Origin of the sequence: Subtercola frigoramans (assembly GCF_016907385.1) — a bacterium.
In the GTDB taxonomy this organism is placed as follows: Bacteria; Actinomycetota; Actinomycetes; order Actinomycetales; family Microbacteriaceae; genus Subtercola; species Subtercola frigoramans.
The window spans coordinates 2,876,660-2,898,844 of sequence record NZ_JAFBBU010000001.1; the positions used below are offsets into that span (position 1 = coordinate 2,876,660).

Below are 22,185 nucleotides of genomic sequence, written 5' to 3' on the forward strand. Positions count from 1 at the left end.
CGGCATGTCAATCGACAGTGACGTAGTCAGGGCCCGAGTAGTGCCCCGTGGTCAGCTTCTGGCGCTGAAGCAGAACGTCGTTCAGCAGGCTCGACGCACCAAACCGGAACAGGTGCGGCTGAAGCCACTCCTCCCCCACCGTCTCTGCCACTGTCACGAGGTACTTGATCGCGTCTTTCGACGATCGGATGCCGCCGGCCGGCTTGACGCCGATCTTCTGGCCGGTCATCCGGTGCCAGTCGCGAACGGCCTCGAGCATGAGAAGGGTCACGGGCAGCGTCGCAGCGGGGGCGACTTTGCCCGTCGACGTCTTGATGAAGTCACCGCCGGCGAGCATGGCCAACCAGGATGCCCGGCGGACGTTGTCATAGGTGTTCAGTTCGCCCGTCTCCAGAATGACCTTCAGGTGCGCAGAGCTGCCGTCTGTTCGGCGGCAGGCCTCCTTCACCGCGACGATCTCGTCGAAGACCTGGCCGTAGTGGCCCGAGAGAAAGGCGCCGCGATCGATGACCATGTCGATCTCGTCGGCCCCTGCCCTCACCGCATCGGCGGTGTCGGCGAGTTTGACCGCGCGCGACGCCCGGCCGCTCGGAAACGCGGTCGCGACGGCCGCCACGCTCACGCCGCCGTCATCCGGGTCACCATGCGCCGACCCGAGGGCGGAGACGGCGTCACCGACCATATCGCCGTAGACGCACACGGCAGCGACACGCGGGGTACTGGCATCGGCCGCATCCGGTACCAGTGCCTTTGCGACGAGCGATTTCACTTTTCCCGGCGTGTCCGCGCCTTCGAGTGTCGTCAGATCGATGAGCCGGATGATCGTGTCGAGGGCCCACGCCTTCGATGTGGTCTTGATCGAGCGGGTGCCGAGCGACGCTGCTCGTTGTTCCAGACCGACCGCATCGACTCCAGGAATGCCGTCGAGGTAGCGGCGAAGATTGGTATCCGTCGCCTCACCACCGACGAGTTCTCTCGCGTTCGCGCGGTCGGCGGCCGACGCGGCACGGTTGCCCTCCGCGGCACCGGCGGTGTCGATGATGGGTTTTTCAATAGTCATGAGAACGAGCCTATGCGGTGGCGACTGAGCGTGGCATCTATCGCAAATGACAAAACTTCCGATACCTTTACATCGCCTGAGCATTTGCCCAGACTCGCAACAAGACTCGCAACCCGTCAAAGGAGATGCTGATGACCGATTCGAATGGCAACCAGCTGCCGCCCACACCCCCAACCCCGCCCGTCGCTCCCGTCTACGCCCAGTCCGCCGCCCCGGCGTCGGTACCCGGCAAGACACTCGGTATCGTCGCACTGATCGTGGCGATCTTCTTCAACATCATCGGCCTCATCCTCGGTATCGTCGCTCTGGTGCAGTCGCGTCGCGTCGGCGCCAAGAACGGCCCTGCTGTTGCTGCGATCATCGTCGGTGCCGTGCTGTTCATCCTCGGCATCGTCATCGCCATCATTGCAATCACTGCCGGTGCCGCTGCGATCAGCAGCCTGTGCCAGGGCATGCCGTCAGGCACGAGCACGCTCTCGAACGGTGTCACGGTCACCTGCCCGTAAGACCCAGCAACACAGAAGGGGTGTCGTTCTTCGGGATGACGCCCCTTGTTTCGTTCGTGCGCGGAATTTCTCAGCAGCGGTGGCCGGTGGCGACGTGGGCCGACAACCCGGCGTGTTGAGCCGGGTCGACCCCGTGCGCTTCACCCATGAACGCATCCAGATCGATGCGGTTGCCCCCGAGCCAGGTGCCGAGCACGGTCACGTCGGTCGCAAGAGTGCGCGGGTCGACGTCGTACGGGTCGGCCGAGAGTTCCACGAAGTCGGCCAGCTTTCCGACGGCAATCGAGCCCACGAGGTGATCCCGTTTCAGCAGGAAGGCAGCGTTGATGGTCTCGGCCGCCAGGCCCTCGTGCACCGAGATGGCCTGGTTCTCCCCTCGAAGTGCGCCGCTGCGTGTACGGCGCGTCACCGCTGTCTGGACGTTGAGCAACGGGGTCGGCGGCGTCACGGCGCCATCGTTGTGAAACGACACCGTGGCACCTGAGCTGAACGCGTCCCTGAAGGCCTGCCACTGCGAGCCGTATTGCGATTCGAACATCTCGCCGTCGAGCATGTCGCCCCAGTAGTAGAACTGGAACGGCCCCATCGAGATGGCCACGCCCAGTCTCGCGGCGCGCTCGAACTGGTCTTTGCGCCCCGCTCCCACATGCTCCACGCGCCAGCGATGATCGGTGCCGAGAAGCCCGTGCTTCACCAGCGCCCGCTCGATGGCATCGAGCACGATGTCGAGGCCGAGGTCGCCGTTCACGTGCACCGAGATCTGCCAGCCGGAGAGCGCGTGGGTATCGAGGATGGCGTCGAGGTCGGCCCGCGAGTAGTTCATCGCGTGCTCGCCAGCAATCGAACGATCGATCTTCGCGCGGCGAGTTGTCTCGGTGTCGAGGTACCCGAACGACGTAGCCACGTTTCCGATCCACGGCGAGCCATCGGCCCAGAGTTTGATGCCCTGCTTCACCAACAGCCCTGTCGAGACGTCAGAGTCAAGCGGCTCAGCGCAGCTCGCCTCAACCGAGACATGGTAGACCGAGAGGCGCAGCGGCACATTCGTCATGACGGCGAGCGCCTCGTAGGCGCCCTTGAGCTGGTCGTTGTAGGTCATCTCGCTCGTCGAGGTGATGCCCGCTTCGGCCATGATGCGGTAGAACGCCATCGCCGGGTGCAGCGGGTTCCCGCCGATCTTCGCCATGACCGGCATGACGACGGCGAGAACGGCCGGCAACTCATACGCGGTGCCGTCGAGCGAGCCGTCGGCGTTGCGGCCGAACGAGCCGCCCACCGGGTCTGCGGGTGGGCGGGCATCCCACCCCTGGCTGGTGATCAGTGCAGTGGTGAAGTAGACACCGTGGCCCGAGTTGTCGGCGACAGCGACCAGCCGATCACCGAAGATCGCGTCGAGCGACGCGGCTGTCGGATGCTCGATGCCCTGCAACAGCGCGTCGAAGCCGTTGAACAGCAGAGGCACACCGACCGGGGTCGCAGCGATCGCTTCGGCGAAGATCGCCAGCACGTCTTTCCACGTCGGCGCGTCCCACGGGGAGATCGACCGCGCCGGCGCCTGAGTGGCCTGCCCCGAGACGATCGGATGCCCGTGGGACTCGATGAACCCGGGCATGAGTACAGCGGCCCCGGTGTCGACCACCTCCGCACCCGGCAACGCCGCTCTCACCTCGGCGAGCGACCCGACGGCGACGATGACCCCGCCCGAGACGGCGACGGCTTCGGCGCGCGGCCGAGTCTCATCCATCGTGATGATGGTGCTGGCGGTGAGGATCGTGGCGGCGGTGAGGATGGTGGAGGCGGTGAGGATGGTGCCGGCAGTGACAGTCGGGCCCGTATCGCCGACGGGGCCAGGAGTGACGGTTTCGGTCATGGTGAGCCATTCTTAGCAGCAGCACGACGGTTGGTGTGTATACACGCCGCAGAGCAACCCTGTGCCTCTATGCTCAGCAGCATGAACGAGTCGCTCGAAGCGGTCTACCGCGATCTGCACGAACACCCCGAGCTCGGCATGGCCGAACACCGCACAGCCGCGATCATCGCGCGGGTGATGACGGAGGCCGGCCTCGAAGTGACGACCGGTGTCGGCGGCACAGGCATCGTTGCGGTGCTTCGAAACGGCATTGATGGGCACGACGGCCCCGTCGTGGGCCTCCGTGCCGACATGGATGGCCTGCCGATCCTGGAGCAGACCGGACTCGACTACGCCAGCAGGGCGACGGTACGGGGCGACGATGGCGTCGAGATCCCGGTCATGCATGCGTGCGGCCACGACATGCACGTCACCTGCCTGATCGGTGCTGTGCAACAGCTTGTTGCCTGCCGGGATGAGTGGCGCGGAACAGTCGTGGCAATCTTCCAGCCGGCCGAAGAGACTCTCGCCGGCGCCCAGGCGATGGTGGCCGATGGCCTCGCAGACCGCTTTCCGAGACCGGAGATCCTGCTGGGGCAGCATGTCGCTCCCCTGCCGGCCGGCGTGGTGTCGCTGCACTCTGGGACCACTCTGGCGAGTGTCGACAGTTTCGACATCACCTTCACGGGCCGGGGCGGGCACGGGTCGAGGCCGCAGACCACCATCGACCCGATCGTCGCGGCGTCGGCGACCGTGATGCGGTTGCAGACCGTGGTCGCCCGGGAGGTGGAACCCGGCACGCTCGCAGTGGTCACGGTGGGCACCTTCCACGCCGGAACGAAGAGCAACGTGATCCCGGCGACGGCGACCATCGGTATGAACGTCCGCACCCTCGACGCCGACACCCGGGCGAAAGTGGTCGAGGCGATCCGCCGCATCGCCTCAGCAGAGGCGCAGGCCTCCGGCATGGAGATCGAGCCGTTGTTCACTGTCAGGGAGAGTGGTGATGCGACGGTGAATGACGCGGTCGCGACAGAGCGGCTCCGCGCCCGGTTCGTGCGCGAGTTCGAAACCGACGGTGAATCAGGAGCTCGCTCCGTCGTCGACATCGGCGCGGCATCGGGCAGCGAAGACGTCGGCGAACTGGCCACCGCTTTCGGAGTGCCGCTGGTGTTCTGGTTCTTCGGGGGGAGCGACCCTGAGGCGTTCGCAGCGGCAGTAGCGGCAGGTCGGGTCGACGCCGACATTCCCAGCAATCATTCGCCGTACTTCGCCCCGGTCATCCAGCCGACCATTGACGCCGGAGTGCGGTACCTGACCGTCGCGGCGCTCGAATGGCTCGCGCCCGCGTGACGCCCCGCGACGCCCTGCGCGCACTCACTCCGTCTGGATGTACTCCCCCGGCAGGTCGATGACGTCTGTCGGCATCGTGGCAACGATGACCGAACCGTCTGCACGGAGGCTGCCCTCGATGTCGCTGGTGCTCGGTGCGCCTTCGAGGGCGGGAGGCTCGTTGGTGAGGGTGACTGTCACGGCCTTCTCGGGGGTCACGACCACCCGTCGGCCACGCACGTACAACTCGACTCCGTCACCGGATTCGACGGTGAACGTCATGTCGTCGAGGGTGAGTGTCACGAGCACTCTCGAGCCGTGGATGGTGACCCTGAAGACGAGCGACTCCCACTCCTCCGGCAAGCGGGGGTCGAAGGTGAAGGTGCCGAGGTAGTCACGCATTCCACCGAATCCGAACGCCAGCGCACTCCAGACGCCACCCGTCGACGCGACGTGCACGCCGTCTGAGGAGTTGTGGTGCAGGTCGCCGAGGTCGACGAAGAGTGCTGCGAGAAAGTACTCCAGCGCCAGGTCGCGGTAGCCGACCTCCGCCGCAACGATCGACTGGGTCGAGGCAGAGAGGGTCGAATCCCCGGTGGTCAGAGCGTCGTAGTACTCGAAGTTGCGGCGCTTCTCCTCCTGGCTGAACTCGTCACCCTGCAGCAGCAGGGCAAGCACGACGTCGGCCTGCTTGATGACCTGGAAGCGGTAGATCACGAGCGGGTGGTAGTGCAGCAAGAGTGGGTGCTTCGATGCCGGAGTGTTCTCCAGGTCCCACAACTCCTTCTCGAGGAACTGCGAATCCTGCGGGTGGATGCCCAGCTCTTCGTCGTACAGGATGTGCATGGCCTCGGCAGCGGCCGCCCACTCGACGACCTCCTCGTCGCGAAGCTCGAGCCGGAAGGCGATGCGCGCGTACTCCTCGGGCGACGTCGCGCGGATGGCGGTGCATCGGCGCACCGCGGCCCGCAGGTTCGCCCTCGCCATGACGTTGGTGAAGAGATTGTCGTTCACGACGGTGGTGTACTCGTCGGGCCCGGTCACCCCGTGGATGTGGAACGTCTGCTTGCCGTTGCTGCGCCAGAACCCGAGGTCGGCCCACATGCGAGCCGTCTCGATGAGGATGTCGATGGCGCCGCCAGCGATGAGGAAGTCCTCGTCACCGGTGGCAGAGACGTACTGCGAGAGCGCATGCGAGATGTCGGCGTCGATGTGGTATTGGGCGGTTCCGGCGGCGTAATACGCCGACGATTCGAGACCGTTGATCGTTCGCCAGGGGAACAGCGCGCCGAGCTGGTTGAGCTCACGTGCCCTGTCCCTCGCTGCGTCGAGCATGCCGTGCCTGAATCGCAGGGCGTTCCGCGCGACGGCAGGCGAGGTGTACGTGAGAAAGGGCAGCACGTAGATCTCGGTGTCCCAGAAGTAGTGGCCGCCGTACCCCGAACCCGAGACGCCCTTCGCCGCGATACCGCCGCCGTCGGTTCGCGCGGTCGCCTGGGCGAGCTGGAAGATGTTCCAGCGCACAGCCTGCTGGATCGCGGGCTGGCCCTTCACCTCGACATCCGAGCGCTGCCAGAACGCATCGAGCCACTCGCGCTGGCGATCGAAGACCTCCTCGATCGGCGCCTCAGCGATGCGGTCGAGGGTGCGGTCGCAGCGATCGGCCAGCTCGCGTGTGGGCACCGCCTGGGTCGTGTAATAGGTGATCGTCTTGACCAGCCTGATCGGCTGGCCCTTCTTGGCCCGGATGCTGTACACATGCTTCGCCAGATCGTCGTCGATCTGCGAGCTCTCGACATACTCGTTCTCGGTTTCGAGGCGATGGTCGGTGCCACAGGCGATTGTCATGCCCGAGTTCGCGGCACGATACCCCAGAATGTACCGGCCACCCTCGGCCTTCTTGAACCGCGGCAGCAGCACCCGGTCGGCGAAAGCAGCCGCGCGCCGCGGGTCGTCGATCGGATGCTCGGAGTTCGCCGTCGCCGCGTATTCGTCGACCCAGTCCTGCCGATTCAGCGTCTGGCTCGACAAGACGACAGAGGCATCACTGTCGAGCAGCGTGACTTCATAGTCGACGACGGCCAGGTGGCGGTCGGTGAACGAGGTCAGCCGTTTGGAGTGCACAAGCACGCGCTTGCCCGATGGTGTGCGCCACTCGATCTCGCGGTGAAGCACCCCTGTGCGGAAGTCGAGGCGACGCTCGTAGGAGATGCAGTCCGCCTCGGCGATGATGAAGGGTTCATCATCCACGTACAGTCGGATGAGCTTGGCGTCGGGCACGTTGACGATCGTCTGGCCTACGCGCGCGAAACCGAAGGCCTCTTCGGCGTGCTTGATGGCCCAGGTGTCATGAAAGCCATTGATGAATGTGCCGTTGGAGTGACCGCCGTAGCCGCCCTCTGCGTTGCCGCGCATGCCCAGGTAGCCATTGCCGACGGCGAAGAGCGTCTCGGTGTGCCCCTGGTTGGCAGACTCGAAGCTCGACTCGGTCAGGGCCCATTCATCGATCGGGAATCGGTAACGGTCGAGTGGATCAGAGGTCACGGTGTTCACTGTTCGGGGCCTTCCGGGTCAGGCTGGGTCGTGTGGGCTGGGCTGGGAGGGGTTGGGGTGGTGTGGGGTGGCTGGGGTGATCGCGGGTTCTGAGATCGCGGGTTTTGAGATCGCGGGTTCTGAGATCGAAGAGACCAACTCCGCCAGATCGCTCACGACGATGTCTGCACCGGAGTCGTAGAGCCCCTGCGCGCCGACCCCACGGTCGACACCGACCACGAGGCCGAAGTCGCCTGCCCTGGCAGCCTGCACTCCGGAATGGGCGTCTTCGATCACGGCGCATTCAGAGACAGGAAGACCCAGGAGATCTGCGGCGTAGACGAAGGTGTCGGGTGCGGGCTTGCCGGGCAGGCCCGTCGCGTCGGCGACCATTCCGTCGACGACGATGGCGAAGTTCTCGCTGAGCTGCGCCGCGATCAGCACGCTCACCGCGTTGCGTGAGCTCGAAACGACCGCAACAGCGCGGCCGGAGGCGATGGTGGCGTCGAGGAACGCAACGGAACCCGGGTAGGGCACCACACCCACGGTGTCGAGAATCCGAAAGAACTCGTCGTTCTTGCGCAGCCCCAGTCCCCAGACGGTCTCCTCGAGCGGTGAATCGTCGGGGGTTCCCTCCGGCAGCACGATGTCGCGCGAAGCGAGAAGGGCCCGCACGCCGTCGACCCGCGGTCGGCCGTCGATGTACCGGTAGTAGTCGTCGTCGCTGTAGGCCGGCACGACCCCCCGGGCGGCCAGGAACGGTTCGAAGAGCTTCGCCCAGGCCACGACGTGAATGTCGACAGTGGGGGTCAGCACACCGTCGAGGTCGAACAGAACGGCACGGATCTCGCCGAACCGCGATTCTTGCGGAGCCTCGGCCGTCATGCAACTCCCTCAGGTCAAATGAATTGGCTGACGTTGCCCGTCGGCCGGGCGTTCGCCCATCGACGGGCCCAGCCCACTGATTGACAGAATAGTGTCAAACTGCAAGCGCGTTCACGCCCTATTTGTCGAAGCCGTCAACGAACGCCACACTCGCTCCAGAGATCTGCGTTCTGGCGTCGTCATGCGTCGTGGCGGGCTGGCCGTCTCCGGACTGCGGCCCGTAGTCGCCGAAGAAGGCGTGCACTCCCCCGTCGACCACGACGAAGGTCGTAGCGGCAGGCAGCAGCTTCTTCGATTCGGCGATCTTCGCCGGTGTCGCGAGGCCGTCGTTCGAGCCGGAGATGGACAGCACCTTCGCATTCGGTGACGTACTCATGTCGGTTGCGGGATAGGAGGCGAAGAGCAGCAGGCCGACGACGGGCGGTGCAGCGGGAGCCGAGCTGGTGGATGCTCCGCCGAACCGGGCTTTTCACCTGCCGTTTCAAGACCGGTAGGCTCGTCACGCCGACGACGTGAGACACCCCCCGTTCGAGTCCGGCAGCAGTCTCAACAGAGAGCAGTATTCGTGCCCCACCGGCTCGTAGTCGTCGTCATCCTGATCGTCGCGTCGTTCATGGATCTTCTCGACACGACGATCGTGAATGTCGCGCTCCCGTCGATCCAGGAAGACCTGTCGGCCTCAGCCGCCCAGCTCGAGTGGATCGTCAGCGGGTACGTTCTCGCCTATGCCGTACTGCTCATCACCGGCGGGAGACTCGGCGACATCTTCGGGCGCAAGCGGCTCTTCCTCGTCGGCGTGGCAGGCTTCACCCTGGTGTCGGCCGCCTGTGCTGCCGCTGGCACGGGAGAGACACTCGTCACCTTCCGAATCGTGCAGGGGCTGTTCGCCGCCCTGATGACGCCGCAGGTGCTGTCGGTCATCCAGGTGCTCTTCTCTCCGAAGGAACGGGCGCCCGTGTTCGGCGCACTCGGGGCGATCTCGGGTCTTGCAGCCGTTGCAGGCCCGCTCGTCGGCGGGGTGTTGGTCTCCGGCGACGTGTTCGGTCTGGGCTGGCGTACGGTCTTCCTGATCAATGTGCCGGTAGGAATCCTGCTCTTCATCGCAGCCCTCGTCGTGGTTCCCGAATCCCGGTCGGCCGACTCGCCGCGGCTGGACCTGCTGGGCGTGTTCCTGGTGTCTCTCGGGCTGTTTCTGGCCGTCTTCGCACTCATCGAAGGGCGCGAGCAGGACTGGGCGCCCTGGATCTGGATGATGCTCGGGGCCAGTCCCGTCATCCTCATCATCTTCGTGGTGTACCAGTCGTGGCGGGACAAACGCGACGGCTCGGCCCTCGTGCCCCCGAGCCTGTTCAACAACCGGGGTTACAGCGCCGGCGTCATCACCCAGTTCGCCCTTTCGTCGTCGATCGGCGCATTCTTCCTCATTCTCGTGCTGTACCTGCAGGTCGGCCTGCGCTATTCGGCCATCGATGCCGCCCTCGCGGCCCTGCCGTTCAGCATCGGTGCACTCATCGGCAGCTTCATCTCGGTGCCCCTCGGGCCGCGGCTTGGCAAGGGGCTCATCGCCATGGGCGGGGTGGCCCAGATAACAGGGCTCATCTGGATCTCTGGCATCGTCAGAGACACCGGTGACGCGCTGGTCGGCGCCGACCTCATCCTTCCGATGGCCCTGGCCGGTATCGGACTGACGCTGGAGATCGTTCCCCTCACCGACGTTGCGCTCGCCAACACCACGATCACCAATGCCGGCGCGGCTTCCGGCGTCTTCGGAATGGTGCAGCAGGTCGCCGGAGCCCTCGGCGTCGCCATCGTGGGCGTGGTCTTCTTCGGCCTCATCGGCACCACGTTCACCTCTGCGGTCGTTCGCGACGCGTTCCTCGGGGGGATCTGGGTGCCCATCGTCGCCCTGGCACTGTCGGCGATCGCCGCGATCTTCCTGCCCAGCGTCGCCGCTGTTCGCCGCCACAAGGCCGATGCCGAAAACGCGATCATGGCCGCGGCCGACGCAGCCTGAGGCTGACTCTCACCCGCTACCGTTGGTGCATGCAGCTACTCGGGGTTCACCACATTGCCGTCATCGCCAGCGACTACGAAGCGTCGAAGGCTTTCTACACGGATGTCGTGGGCTTCACGCTCGAAGCGGAGTACTTTCGGGCAGAACGCGACTCCTGGATGGGCAAGCTCGCTCTGAACGGCACCTACATCCTCGAACTGTTCAGCTTCGGCGGCACGCCCGGGCCACCCGCGCGGCCCAGCAACCCGGAGGCCCTCGGCCTCCGGCACCTCGCGTTTGCCGTCACTGACGTCTACGCCGCCCACGCCGAGCTGTTGGCGCAAGGAATCACTGTCGAAGAACTGCGCATCGACCCGAACACTCTGAAGAAGATGTTCTTCTTTCGAGACCCGGATGACCTGCCGCTCGAGATCTACGAAGCCTGATGTGGTTGCCTGTAATCAGGCTCCCCTGTGTGGGGTGGCCCGACCACCGATCGTCTAGCGGCCGAGGGCTGCTGCGATGAGCGGCTGCGCAGTGTCGGCGAAGAAGTCCATGCCCTTGTAGTTGAGGTGGAGCGACGCGGGGTCGATCACCGGAACGCCGGTCGAGGTCAGGGTGGCGTTCACGCCATTGACGTACGGGTGGCGAACACAGAGGCTGTCGTCGCTTGACTCCTCGAACGTCGGAACGTAGGTGAAGCCGGCGTTGGTGGCCTCTGTCCTGATGGCATTGGCGAACAGAGTCTCGACGCCGTGCAGGAACGGAGTGTCACTGGTGGTGAACGGGTAGCTGTTCGCCGTGGTGAGGGGCGAGAAACACGTGGGAGTCGGCGCAGACGGCGCGATCGTCGGGAAGCCGAGCACGAACACCTTGGCGTTCGGCGCTGCCGCCCTGATGGCGGCGTAGGTCGCGCGGAGGTCGGGAATGACGCTGAAGTTGACGACGTTCGCGAAGTTGGTGTGCGCGTAGGCGAAGTACGACTGGCAGTTCGGGAACGCCGAGAGCGGGGGAAGCACGAGCGGCCCGGTCGGTGACTTGGCGGCGCAGACGGCGGCGATGTCAGTGAACTTGAGACCGTTGCCACCGACCGTGATGGTGACGAGGTCAGTGCTCGCGCTCAGCGCGGAGGTCTGGATGGGAACAGTGCTGCCGCCGGCCAGGGTCTCCGGCGTCTTCCAGATATTGTCGGCTGCAGCCCCGTCGCAGCTCACGTCGGTGAGCTTGAGCTTCAGGTTGTTCGCGATGTGGTTCGCGTAGTTGTTGCTCGAGCGGGCACAGCCGGCGGGGCCGGTGAAGTTCTTCAGCCCGAGACCCGACGAGTACGAGTCACCGAGGGCGACGTAGTTCACGATCGTCTTGTTTGACTTGGCAGAGAGCGGGGCTGCGGAGGCGGAACCCGCGGCACCGACAGCGAAGAGCGAGGCAACCGCCACCGCTGCGAGAACGGTGATCGCCCTGGTGGTTTTTCGGGAGCGGAATCGGGTGAGCTTCATGACATACCTTCCGGGCTGCGGGTATCGTCAGCCAACACTGCGTTGTTGAATAGAGGCGTACTGGGGTAGCGCGAGTCCGGCTTGTCAGCGAACGCTCAAGCTTGAGAGAACCCTATCGACAAACTGACCGTTGACCCTGAATTAATCGGGTGGAACCCGCAGAAACACGGGTCAGAACGACGATTTCGGCCATTTGTCCCCCGCTTGGGTTACACCGCCAGGGCCCCTGAATCGACTCCCGCTTGGCGCTCCGCGTGGGCGCCAGAGCGGCCCGCCGGCAGGAGCAGCCCGAAGAGCGCTGCAAGCGCCAGGGCCGACGCGCCCACGAGCACCGCCGGAACGGCGGCATCCACGTAGCCCGTCGGCGTCAGCTCGCCACCGTGACCGGTGAACACTGCCGTGAGCACCGCGATGCCGAGGGCCACCCCGATCTCACGCACGGTCGAGTTGGTGCCCGATGCTTTCGCCTGGTCGGCGGGTGCCATGTTCAGCAGAACAGCAGATGAACTCGGTGCGAACACCAGTCCCATGCCGATTCCTGTGAGCAGGAACGGGCCGACCATGCTGCCGTACGAGGCCGTCGGCGACAGGATGGCCGCGAGCCAGAAGATGCCCACCGACTGCAGGGCGAGGCCTGCGACGATCAGGATGCGCGTGCCCACTCGAGGCGTGATGAACCCGGTGAGCGGCGCGATCACGAGGGGTGCCATGGTCCACGGCATCGTCATGAGCCCGGCCTCGAGCGGCGAGTGCCCCTGCACGATCTGCAGGAACTGGATCAGGATGAAGATCGAGCCGAAAATACCGAAGCTGAAAGTGATGCCGATGATGTTCGCCACCGTGAAGCTTCGGTCACGGAACAGTCGCAGTGGCAGCAGGGGCGCGGGGGTTCGCGACTCCCACAGCACGAAGGCCACCAGCAGCACGGCGCCCGGCGCGATCGACCCTGCCACCTCGAGACTGCCCCAGCCGGCGTCGTTGCCGCGAACGATTCCGTACACCACACCCAGCACGCCGAGCCCCACCAGAACGAGCCCGAGGAAATCGGCACGAACGCGGGCTCCGAAGGTGTTGGGCAGCGCGAACAACGCGAGAGGAATCGACAGGATGCCCACCGGCACATTGATCCAGAAGATGGCCTGCCAGCTCCAGCCCTCGATGACGGCCCCGCCGATCAGCGGGCCGAGCGCGACCCCGAGTCCCGAGATGCCGCCCCAGATGCCGATGGCAAGGGGGCGGAGGCGCGTACTCACTGAGCCGACGAGCAGCGTCAGCGAGAGCGGCATGAGCGCTGCAGCACCGACACCCTGGAACGCGCGGCCGACGATGAGCATCCACGGCTCTGTGCTCAGAGCAGAGAAAGCCGAGGCCAGCGTGAAGAGGGCAATGCCGAACACGAAGACCCTGCGGCGCCCGAGGCGGTCGCCCAGCGCGACGGCCATCAGCATGAAGGTCGCGAACGAGAGCGTGTAGGCGTTGATGAACCACTGAAGCTCCGTGATCGACGCGTCGAGGCTGACCCGGATGACCGGCAGCGCACTGGTCATGATCAGGTTGTCGAGCGTGGCCATGAACATGGGTACGCTCGCGGCGACGATGGCGAGCCAGATGGGGATGCGGCGGCGGTGCACCACGGCGGGGTCGACAGGATCACCCGGCTCGGAGAGGGAGCGCGCGGTCGTGAGTTGCTCGCTGGTGGGCGGGAATGCGGTGGTCATGATCGTCTCGATTCATCGGGAAGACGGAGAAATACAGGAGAAGGCACAGGAAGAAACGGTGGTGAAACACTAGGTAATCGCGCGATAACTTAGACTTTAGTTATCAACTGATACCATGTCAACATGACAGTTTCTGCGAATCCCTCGGCAAAGCAGCCGGCGGGTTCTCCCAGCGTGACGACGACGCGAATGAAGGCCGGCGAGCGCCGCGAACAGATCCTCAGGGCAGCGACAGAGACGTTCGGCAAGTACGGCTACTACGGCTCGAGTACGGCGCAGGTCGCCGCGGCCGCCGGCGTCAGCCAGCCCTACGTCGTACGCACCTTCGGCAGCAAGGAACAGCTGTTCCTCGAGGTCATCCAGCGCGCACTCACGCTGCTCATGAACGCGTTCAGGGACGCCGTCGCCGACACCGCCTCACCCATACCGCTCGACAACCGCCTGGGCCTGGCGTATGTGAACCAACTTTCGGAGCACGGCACCCTGCTGTCGCTGATGCACGGATTCATTCTCGGCCGCGAACCCGTCATCGGCACGGCCGGGCGGGCCGGATTCATGGAGGTCTACCGGTACCTGCGCGACGAAGCGGGATTCAGCGTTCCGGAGGTGCAGAACTTCCTGGCGCAGGGCATGCTGATCAACACCATGATCGGGCTGCGCATGACCGACGATTTCGAGACAGACGTCGACGTCAGAGAATTGATGGAGTGCGCCTTCCCCAACAAGCTCGACCTCGTGCGAGCGGTCGCGGCCGCCGATTCGCTCGACACTTCCGACAGCGAATAGAGCAAGAGTGGCCAGCGTCATCCTGAGGCGCGTCATCCTGAAGGTGTACGGCGGGGATGGTCCGCAGGACTGATTCGCGGGAGATCATCGGCCTGTAGCGTTGGGCGAGCGCCTGTGTGTGCCGTGAGCCGTGAGCCTGCTCCGCGGTCGCAGTGCCTCGAGCGAAACGGATACCCCCCTCCATGAACATCATCCAGGCGATCATCCTCGGCATCGTCGAGGGAATCACTGAGTTCCTGCCCATTTCGAGCACCGGGCACCTCACGATCTTCGAGAAGCTCTTCGGAATGCAGATCGACGATGCCGGCGTGACGGCCTTCACCGCGATCATCCAGGTCGGTGCCATCGTCGCGGTCTTCGTGTACTTTCGCAAGGACATCGCGCGGCTGTTCCTGGCATGGATTCGCGGGCTCTTCAATGCCGAAGCCCGCGCCGACCACGACTACCGCTTCGCCTGGTACATCATCATCGGCTCGATCCCCATCGGCATCATCGGATTCGCCGCCAAGGGCTTCATCGCCGGTGGGCTCCGCAACCTCTGGGTGGTCGTCGCAGCACTGCTGCTCTGGAGCATCGTGATGTACGTGGCCGAGCGAGTGGGCAAGCAGCTGAAAGACGAGAAGTCACTCACTGTGAAGTCGGCGCTCATCATCGGTCTCATGCAGTGCATCGCCCTGATTCCCGGGGTCTCCCGTTCAGGCGCGACCATCAGCGCGGGGCTCTTCCAGGGCTTCAACCGGGTCGCGGCCACGCGGATCTCGTTCTTCCTCTCCATCCCCGCACTCACGGCCGCAGGCGCCTACGAAGCAGCGACGAGCGCCAGTGATGTGAGCGCCTCGGTCGGCTGGGTGCCCACAATCGTGGCGACCGTCGTCAGCTTCCTCGTCGCCTACGTCGCCATTGCGTGGTTGCTGCGGCTCGTCGCCAAACACCCGATCACGGTCTTCATCTGGTACCGCATCGCCCTCGCCGTGGTCGTGTCGGCCCTCATCGTGACCGGCGTGATCTCAGCGACCTGACATCCGCGGCGTCACCCGGTGAGGACCTCCGCGCCGGCGAGGTACTGTGCACCTGGATGATCGTGGGGCAGGCGCTTCTGGCCGGCACCGAAGATCCGTTCCCTCAGTGTCGTTCCAGCTGATGCCGGTGGCGCGATGAGCCCGCGCTCCCGCATCACCGGCATCAGCAGGTCGATGAAGTCGTCGTAGGTTCCGTCAGGACCCGGCTGTACCAGGAATCCGTCGGCGCCGGTCTGGGCGATCACGGCCTTCGCCTGGTCGACGACCTGGGCGGGAGTGCCGATGAAGGGCTGGCCCATGACGCCGTTGCGGCGGAACTCCTCGAGGATCTCCCTCACTGTCGGTGCGGGCTTGCCGTTCTCCCCGGCGAACCGCTCGACGTTGGTGCGGCCCTGCTCGGTCTTCACCGTGGAGAGGGGCTTGTCGAGCTCCATCGACAGCAAGTCGAGACCGGTGAAGAACGCGTAGGCAGCGGCGGCTCCCTCGAGGGTGTTGAATCCGATCATCCGTTCTCTTAGCGCGAGTGCTTCTTCTTCGGTTTCGGCGGTGATGAAGGTACCCGCAATGAGGAACTTGATCGCATCGGGAGCACGTCCGTGCGAGACGGCCCTGGCCCGCAGGTCGGCGATCTGCTCGGCCATCATGTCGGGTTCGGCAGCCAGGAAGACCGCCTCTGCGTAGCGCGATGCAAGGTCGCGGCCCTTCGTCGAGGTGCCGGCCTGAAAGAGCACCGGGGTGCGCTGCGGTGACGGCGGCACTGTGAGGAGACCATGGGCCTGGAAGTACGGGCCGTCGTGTTCGATCTCGTGCACCATCGATGGGTCTGCGTAGACGTTGTTCTCTTTGTCGACTTTGAGTGCGCCGTCTTCCCAGGAGCCCTGCCACAACTTCATCGCGAGCTGAAGGTGATCTTCGGCCAGTGCGTACCGCTCGTCATGCGGGATCATCTTCTCGCCGAAGAGTTTGGCCGAGGAGTTCTGGCCAGCTCCGGTGACGACATTCCAGCCGATGCGGCCCTTGGAGAGGTGGTCGAGCGTGGCGAACCTCTTTGCGAGAGCCTGCGGCTTCTCGATGGTCGTCGAGGAGGTGACGACGAGCCCCAGTTTTGTGGTCACCGCGGCGAGTGCTGAGAGCAGGGTCACCGGGTCTGCCTTCGGAAACAGCAGCGCCTCCTTGATGGCGACATCGATGACCTGGCCATTCATGATCGGGTAGGCGTAGTCGTCGGCGAAGAACAGGAAGTCGACTCCGGCCTCGTCGAGACGCATCGCCATGGTGATCCAGTGGTCGAGGTCGAGAAACTCGGTCGAGGTATTGCCGGGCAGGCGCCAGGCGCCACCGAGGCCCATGGCCTGGAACATGCCGAGCATGATGGTCTTGTCTGTCATGGAGAACTCCCACCGGCGAAGAAAGTGAACTGTTTGGTACAACATACGCTCTGAGTATTTCGGCGGCGTTTCGGCGAAGGGTTCCTGCGTAGATTGGTGGGGTGAGCCAACCCGACGAGATCCGGACGACAACGGTGAAAGATGTCGACGTCGTCGTTATCGGCGCAGGGCAGGCCGGACTCTCGGCCGGATACCATCTGAGACGGCGCGGGTTCGACACGTCTGACTTCGTCATTCTCGACTCTGAAGACGCTGCCGGTGGAGCCTGGCGACATCGCTGGCATTCCCTCCGGATGGCGACCGTCAATGGCATCTACGACCTGCCCGGAATGCAGAAGCCCCCTTTCGCCCCACTCGAGCCAGCTGCAGAGGTCTTGCCCCGGTACTTCGCCGAGTACGAACGCGCGCAGCAGCTGCCGATCATCCGGCCCGTCACTGTCTCGTCGGTTCGACGTGCCGACAAAGACCCGGGCGGGCGGCTGGTGGTCGAGACGCGTGTTCCGGATGCCGATGGGAACGGGAGTGCACTCTGGCGCACCCGTGCCGTGATCAACGCGACCGGAACCTGGACGAAGCCCTTCTGGCCGAGCTATCCGGGTCGTTTCGACTTCACTGGTCGCCAGTTGCACGTGGCCCAGTACGTCTCCGCGCAGGAATTCGCGGGCCTCCACGTTGCGGTGGTCGGCGGCGGAATCTCTGCCGTGCAGCTGCTCGACGAGATCTCGCTGGTGACGACGACAAGCTGGTTCACCCGGCGCGAACCGATCTGGCGCGACGCCGAGTTCGATTCACGGGCCGGCCACGACGCCGTCGCCCTGGTCGAAAGTCGGGTTCGCGAAGGGCTCCCGCCGCAGAGCGTGGTGTCGGTCACCGGGCTCATCTGGACACCCTCGCTGCGGGCGGCAGCAGAACGCGGGGTGCTCGACCGGCAGCCGATGTTCACGCGGATGGAACCGACCGGTGTGCGCATGGCCGACGGCACATTCCTCGCGGTCGACGTGATCCTGTGGGCGACCGGGTTCCGCCCGGCGCTGGACCACCTCGCGCCGCTGAAACTCCGCAACCACAGTGGCGGAATCGAGATGGACGGCACGGCCGTCGCCGCCGAACCGCGGGTGCACTTGATCGGCTATGGCCCGTCGGCGTCGACCGTCGGAGCCAACCGCGCGGGCAGGGAGGCCGTCACCCGTCTGACGCAGACGATTCTGCACCGCCCCTAGCGAGCCAGCTCGTCAGACGGCGCCGTCGATCCGATCATCCGATGCGTGCTCTGAACTCTCGAACCACTCCTCGGGGATGACTCCCGAACTGCCAACCAGGTAGTACAGTGCGAGCGCGATGAGCCCCACCATCATGACGATCGGCGAGAACAGGCCGACGACGGTTGCGACGGGATAGAGCACCAGCCCCACGCCGAAGCGCCGCAGGGCAATCCGCCTGCTGCGCTGGTCGATGTTCTGCCTGATCAGATCCCTGCTGAAGATGCGCTGCAACAGCAGAGTGAAGCACACACTCATGGCGAACGAGACGGAGCCGTAGAGAATCACGGCAACTCGGGCATCCTCACCGCCGTCCTGGATGAACTCGGCGAGCGTCGACGTGGTGAAGGGAATCGTGCTGACGAAGAGCAACAGCAGCAGGTTGTAGAGCATCGTGAGGCGATCGACCTCGACCACCCGGCGGAACATCATGTGATGGTTGACCCAGATGGTGCCGATCACGAAGAAACTCAGAACATAGGCGAGGAACGACGGCCACTCCTCGACGAGCTGCTGGCCGAGCGGAACGCCGGTGGATGCGCTGGTGTGCAGATCGAGCACGAGCAGCGTGATTGCGACCGCCATGACGCCGTCGCTGAAGGCCTCGAGTCTCGCTTTTCCCACGGCAACAGCGTAAAGCTCTGGCTGGGAACGGTCCAGCGTTTCACGTGAACCGTCGGGGCTGGCCCATCTATGGGCTCTCTGGCGCTATCGGCTCTGTGGCGACCAGCCCAGCAGCGGGCCGAGCGAACCGGCGATGTCGGTGAGAATCTGCAGGTAGTCCGCCTGCCCGAAGGTGAAGGGCAGCGCGAACACCACCTCGTCGACCGCCTGGTAGCCTGCGTGGGCCGTCAACGCCTCGGCGATGACCTCGGAGGGGCCGACCAGGTCGGGGGCGAAGAGCAATCTGCCGGGCCCCTGAGGCGTGCGCGTTCGTGCGAAGCGGCTTTCTGCGTAAGCGTGGTACTTTGCCGCCTGCTCGCTCGTAGCGGTGTCGGTCGGAATGACGACGAGCCCCTGCGACGCCCGAGCGCTCGCGCCGAGCGGGTGGTGTTCGCGAAAGGTGTCGATCAGCGAACGCTGGATGCGGGCGAAGTCGTTGTCGTCGTTCTCCTGAGCTCGCACCACACTGCTGCTCAGCAGGCTGAGACCCTGGTCGCCGGCCCACGCGGCCGAGGAGAGACTGCCCGCGCCATACCAGACCCGGTCGATCAGGCCCGGCGAGTGCGGCTGGATGATCGGCGAATACTCCTCGATACCCTCCGTTCCCTCAAAGGTGCTCATCGTGTCGCCACGCAGTGCCGCAAGCAACCGGGTGGCGCGCTCGTAGCCGAAGTCTTCCGTTTCTGAGGAATCCGGGTAGAGGGCCGCTTTGACGTCGTCGAAATGCGTCGGCGATCCCGTGCTGATGCCCGGGTTCAGTCTCCCGTGCGAGAGCACATCGACCGTCGCGAGGTCTTCGGCCAGCCGGAACGGGTTCTCGAAACCGAGGGGAGTCACGGCGGTGCCCAGTTCGATGTGCCTGGTTCGCTGGCTTGCCGCGGCGAGCACCGCGACCGGCGATGAGATGCCGTATTGCAGGTGCCTGTTGCGAAGCCACGCGCTGTCGAACCCCAGCTGCTCGCCGAATTCGATGAGCCGCAAGGTGTTCTCATGCCCGGTGAACGGGTCGTTCTCGTCGAAGGTGCCGATGGTCAGGAAGCCGAGCTTCGAAAGGGGCCGACCGCTGATCTCGCTCATGGTCAATCACACTATCGCCGTTGGCTGTGGCCCCACGCGCACCAACGTCATACGCTGAAACCATGACCGACTTCAACGAACAGATCATCGCGGAGTTCCGCGCCAACAACGGCCACGTGCAGACGGCCGGCTTCGGGTCGAACCTGATCCTCGTTCACTCCTTCGGAGCCAAGTCCGGCATCGAACGGGTTCACCCCCTGATGGGAATCGCCCAGTCCGACGGCTCGTGGTTCATAGCAGCGTCCAAGGGCGGCGCACCCGAGAACCCTGCCTGGTTCGCCAACCTGCTCGCGCACCCCGACACCACGGTCGAGGTGCCGGCGGAGAGCGGCACGGCGACGGTGGAGGTCGTCGCCTCCGTGCTCGGCAGCGATGAACGCGACAGTGCGTGGGCCCAGTTCACCTCTCGCTCCCCCGGCTTCGCAGAGTACGAGGCCAAAGCAGCTGGACGCACCATCCCGGTCGTGAAACTCACCCCACGGAAGTGATCGCTCAGTGCAGTTCTTCGTGTGAACCGCTGAGAGTATCGACATCGGCCGACAGCCCGTAGAGGGTGAGGGTCAGGGCGTTCAGCCCGCCCAGATCGGATGCTGTCGGCGGAGTCACTGCGTCGAACACCGCTGCAGCACCACTGCCGAGCAGCCCGGCGATCGAATCGAGATAGACCACGACCGAGCCGTCGGCCGTCATGTTCGTCGCATGGGTCAGCACACCGTGGCCGTCGGGACCGGCCGCGTCGAGAACGAAGCCATCGATCGACACATGGTCTGCTTCGAGTTTGATCACGCGCATCGTCGAACCGTCAGGCAGGGTCACTGTGACGACGCCCAGGCCCCTGAGTCCCGAGATCGACAGCGTCGAACCCGAGAGCTTGGCTGGGTTGCGCGTGAGCGGCATGGCGCCAGGGTCGGCCGGTGCGAGAACCGGAATCGGTGAGGGGCCCGGTGTTGCCGACGGCGTTGGCGTAGCCGTCGGAGCAAGCAGCGGGGCGGCCGAGGGCAGCGGATTCGCGAGAGGCGTGGGAAGGGCCGTCGGCAGAGGCAGCACGGGCAGACCAGACGTGGCGCTGGGCGTCGGCGTAGCCGTCGGAGCCGGGGCGGGCGAACACCCGATGATCCCCAGGAAGCACGTGTCTCGCGGTGCGAGCGTCGCCTGCGTCATGTCGGCAGGCGCAGCACCCAGACCAGAGACCACACCGATGGCGACGACGGCGAGAAGGCCCGCGCTGCGAATGCCCGAGGCGAACCTCATTCCTTCGTGGTGATGTCGGCTGTGGAGACGTCGACTGTGGTGACGTCGGCCGTGGCGACGCCGTCGAGGGCCGGTCGCCGGGGCATCCACGACACGACCATGACTCCCCCGATCATCCCGAGCAGCATGCCGATGAAGAACCCGCCGAGGTTCACACCGACCAGCGAGTACACGGCCAGCACCAGCGAGATGATGCCGTAGAACACGCGGTGCGCCGGCATGACGATGGCCAGCGTGCCGAGCAGCACCATCAGAATCGGCAGAATCGTCGCCTGCAACCCCTCGATCCCGACCTGGATGTGCATGTTGCCGAGGTCGAGCTGGCTCGAGAGGAACATCTCGATTCCCGCGAGAATCGTGAGCAGCCCGCCGATCAGCGGTCGCTGCCGGTACCACGCCGCGAAGCGAGCGCGTCGGGCGGTGGATGCCCGTGGCAGTGCCTCGTCGCGAACCACGACGGCGGCCCGTGCACTCCGGCGATTCGGAACGGTTTCTGTACTCATCGGTGAGCTCCTCGTCTTTTCAAGCAACTGTTCATGTGATGCCCGGGGGCCGGAGGGCCGGAACGCATCGCAGTGCGCACGCAGCCACCGGCACCCCGGTCATCCTCGATCTGAAGGGGAGGAGCTGCTAGAAGCAGGTCGTCCCGCCGGTGATCGACATGTGCAGCCCGGTGAGGGTGAAGACCGACGCCTGCGTGCTCCACGCGGTCTGCTGCAGGTTCTTGATGGTGAGCGAATCGGCGTCCTGCGAGAAGTCGCCGACAGAACCCTTGGCCGAGGTGTTCACCTTCGACGCATCGACACCGATGCGCATGTTGTTGAACGTGGCGTCACCCTTGAGGTCGGTCATTCCGAGCTGCAGGCCGGTCGCCGTCGCGGGGTTTCCGCCGCCGCCCGCGTTGATCAGCAGGCCGAGCTGGCCGAGGGGTGTGTCTGCGACGACCGACTGGCAGAGGTCGGCGAGGCTGGCCGAGGCGATGTTGGCGATCGCAACAGGATGGGGCGCGCCCTTTGCATCGACTGCGACGCCGGAATACTGCGAGAACCCGGTGCCATCAAGCTGCGATGCACCGATCTGGAACTGGCTGCCCGAGATGGCGAACGAAACGGGAACGGCGCCGTTGGCCACGCTTCCCATCAGCAGCGTTGCGGCGATCGTGACGGGCACGGCGGCGAGGGCGATACGACCGGGCCTCGAGCGCGTGAGTGAACGGAACTTCATGGATCCTCCTTGATACGAATGAAGTGGTGCAGACAGAGCGAGGTTATTCAACCTATTGACCGCTTGTCAATAGTTAACTGCGCACTGGTCAGTAGTTAATTATTCAACGGTCAGTAGCGCGCGAGCGTGTGGTCGACGAGCCCGGCC

At 65.0% G+C, this 22,185-nt stretch carries 20 protein-coding genes and 1 pseudogene; 8 read left to right on the plus strand and 13 right to left on the minus strand.

The features are described 5' to 3' along the window. Window positions 1-7: 7 nt before the first annotated feature. Entirely contained in the window at window positions 8-1,060 is a 1,053-nt protein-coding gene (deoC, locus tag JOE66_RS13460) for a deoxyribose-phosphate aldolase (protein WP_205110221.1), read from the minus strand. A gap of 131 nt (window positions 1,061-1,191) precedes the next feature. On the opposite strand from deoC, the gene JOE66_RS13465 reads away from it, so the two are divergent. Beyond that, window positions 1,192-1,566: a DUF4190 domain-containing protein gene (locus tag JOE66_RS13465; RefSeq protein WP_239518309.1), complete on the plus strand. Its 375-nt coding sequence runs from the start codon at window positions 1,192-1,194 to the stop codon at window positions 1,564-1,566. A 70-nt stretch (window positions 1,567-1,636) separates the two neighbouring features. Here JOE66_RS13465 and JOE66_RS13470 read toward each other — a convergent pair whose 3' ends face one another. After that, window positions 1,637-3,436: an amidohydrolase gene (locus JOE66_RS13470; RefSeq protein ID WP_205110225.1), complete on the minus strand. Its 1,800-nt coding sequence runs from the start codon at window positions 3,434-3,436 to the stop codon at window positions 1,637-1,639. A gap of 81 nt (window positions 3,437-3,517) precedes the next feature. Between JOE66_RS13470 and JOE66_RS13475 the strand changes: the two genes are divergently transcribed. After that, entirely contained in the window at window positions 3,518-4,768 is a 1,251-nt protein-coding gene (locus JOE66_RS13475) for an amidohydrolase (protein WP_205110227.1), read from the plus strand. Window positions 4,769-4,792: 24 nt separating this feature from the next. Here JOE66_RS13475 and JOE66_RS13480 read toward each other — a convergent pair whose 3' ends face one another. The 3 genes and pseudogenes from JOE66_RS13480 to JOE66_RS13490 all read right to left on the minus strand — a co-directional run. After that, window positions 4,793-7,300: a glycoside hydrolase family 65 protein gene (locus JOE66_RS13480; protein ID WP_205110229.1), complete on the minus strand. Its 2,508-nt coding sequence runs from the start codon at window positions 7,298-7,300 to the stop codon at window positions 4,793-4,795. 18 nt (window positions 7,301-7,318) lie between these two features. Next, the gene (locus JOE66_RS13485; protein WP_205110231.1) at window positions 7,319-8,164 is read right to left on the minus strand and encodes an HAD family hydrolase; all 846 of its coding nucleotides are present in this window, start codon (window positions 8,162-8,164) and stop codon (window positions 7,319-7,321) included. A 118-nt stretch (window positions 8,165-8,282) separates the two neighbouring features. Continuing rightward, a pseudogene (locus JOE66_RS13490) lies at window positions 8,283-8,609 on the minus strand (alpha/beta hydrolase); the annotation flags it as partial. A gap of 120 nt (window positions 8,610-8,729) precedes the next feature. On the opposite strand from JOE66_RS13490, the gene JOE66_RS13495 reads away from it, so the two are divergent. Beyond that, on the plus strand, window positions 8,730-10,178 hold the full coding sequence (locus tag JOE66_RS13495) for an MFS transporter (protein ID WP_205110233.1): 1,449 nt from the start codon (window positions 8,730-8,732) through the stop codon (window positions 10,176-10,178). A gap of 29 nt (window positions 10,179-10,207) precedes the next feature. Further along, window positions 10,208-10,603 (plus strand): VOC family protein, encoded by a 396-nt coding sequence (locus JOE66_RS13500; RefSeq protein ID WP_205110235.1) that lies wholly within the window; start codon window positions 10,208-10,210, stop codon window positions 10,601-10,603. Window positions 10,604-10,657: 54 nt separating this feature from the next. Here JOE66_RS13500 and JOE66_RS13505 read toward each other — a convergent pair whose 3' ends face one another. Both JOE66_RS13505 and JOE66_RS13510 read right to left on the minus strand, forming a co-directional pair. Further along, on the minus strand, window positions 10,658-11,653 hold the full coding sequence (locus tag JOE66_RS13505) for a GDSL-type esterase/lipase family protein (RefSeq protein ID WP_205110237.1): 996 nt from the start codon (window positions 11,651-11,653) through the stop codon (window positions 10,658-10,660). Window positions 11,654-11,862: 209 nt separating this feature from the next. Next, on the minus strand, window positions 11,863-13,371 hold the full coding sequence (locus tag JOE66_RS13510; RefSeq protein WP_205110239.1) for an MFS transporter: 1,509 nt from the start codon (window positions 13,369-13,371) through the stop codon (window positions 11,863-11,865). Between the two features lie 123 nt (window positions 13,372-13,494). Between JOE66_RS13510 and JOE66_RS13515 the strand changes: the two genes are divergently transcribed. Both JOE66_RS13515 and JOE66_RS13520 read left to right on the plus strand, forming a co-directional pair. Then, entirely contained in the window at window positions 13,495-14,157 is a 663-nt protein-coding gene (locus tag JOE66_RS13515) for a TetR/AcrR family transcriptional regulator (RefSeq protein ID WP_205110241.1), read from the plus strand. A 182-nt stretch (window positions 14,158-14,339) separates the two neighbouring features. Then, entirely contained in the window at window positions 14,340-15,176 is an 837-nt protein-coding gene (locus JOE66_RS13520) for an undecaprenyl-diphosphate phosphatase (RefSeq protein ID WP_205110243.1), read from the plus strand. 11 nt (window positions 15,177-15,187) lie between these two features. On the opposite strand, the gene JOE66_RS13525 is transcribed toward JOE66_RS13520, so the two are convergent. Beyond that, window positions 15,188-16,564 carry an NtaA/DmoA family FMN-dependent monooxygenase gene (locus JOE66_RS13525; RefSeq protein ID WP_205110245.1) on the minus strand — a complete coding sequence of 459 codons (1,377 nt, stop codon included), beginning with the start codon at window positions 16,562-16,564 and terminating at the stop codon, window positions 15,188-15,190. A 92-nt stretch (window positions 16,565-16,656) separates the two neighbouring features. On the opposite strand from JOE66_RS13525, the gene JOE66_RS13530 reads away from it, so the two are divergent. Next, window positions 16,657-17,784: an NAD(P)-binding domain-containing protein gene (locus JOE66_RS13530; RefSeq protein WP_372435519.1), complete on the plus strand. Its 1,128-nt coding sequence runs from the start codon at window positions 16,657-16,659 to the stop codon at window positions 17,782-17,784. A 12-nt stretch (window positions 17,785-17,796) separates the two neighbouring features. On the opposite strand, the gene JOE66_RS13535 is transcribed toward JOE66_RS13530, so the two are convergent. Together JOE66_RS13535 and JOE66_RS13540 are read right to left on the minus strand one after the other, a co-directional pair. Beyond that, on the minus strand, window positions 17,797-18,447 hold the full coding sequence (locus tag JOE66_RS13535) for a TMEM175 family protein (protein ID WP_307827208.1): 651 nt from the start codon (window positions 18,445-18,447) through the stop codon (window positions 17,797-17,799). An 84-nt stretch (window positions 18,448-18,531) separates the two neighbouring features. Beyond that, complete coding sequence (locus tag JOE66_RS13540) at window positions 18,532-19,563, minus strand: LLM class flavin-dependent oxidoreductase (RefSeq protein ID WP_205110247.1); 1,032 nt, start codon at window positions 19,561-19,563, stop codon at window positions 18,532-18,534. Window positions 19,564-19,625: 62 nt separating this feature from the next. On the opposite strand from JOE66_RS13540, the gene JOE66_RS13545 reads away from it, so the two are divergent. Beyond that, window positions 19,626-20,051 (plus strand): nitroreductase/quinone reductase family protein, encoded by a 426-nt coding sequence (locus JOE66_RS13545; protein WP_205110249.1) that lies wholly within the window; start codon window positions 19,626-19,628, stop codon window positions 20,049-20,051. 4 nt (window positions 20,052-20,055) lie between these two features. Here the strand turns inward: JOE66_RS13545 and JOE66_RS13550 are convergent, their stop codons facing one another. The 3 genes from JOE66_RS13550 to JOE66_RS13560 form a co-directional block, all read right to left on the minus strand. Beyond that, window positions 20,056-20,814, minus strand: a complete 759-nt coding sequence (locus JOE66_RS13550; RefSeq protein WP_205110251.1) for a hypothetical protein — start codon at window positions 20,812-20,814, stop codon at window positions 20,056-20,058. After that, window positions 20,811-21,317 carry a DUF6114 domain-containing protein gene (locus tag JOE66_RS13555; protein ID WP_205110253.1) on the minus strand — a complete coding sequence of 169 codons (507 nt, stop codon included), beginning with the start codon at window positions 21,315-21,317 and terminating at the stop codon, window positions 20,811-20,813. Before JOE66_RS13555 ends, JOE66_RS13550 begins: the two co-directional genes overlap by 4 nt. Window positions 21,318-21,444: 127 nt before the next feature. Further along, the gene (locus JOE66_RS13560) at window positions 21,445-22,038 is read right to left on the minus strand and encodes a DUF6230 family protein (RefSeq protein WP_205110255.1); all 594 of its coding nucleotides are present in this window, start codon (window positions 22,036-22,038) and stop codon (window positions 21,445-21,447) included. Between the last annotated feature and the right edge of the window lie 147 nt (window positions 22,039-22,185).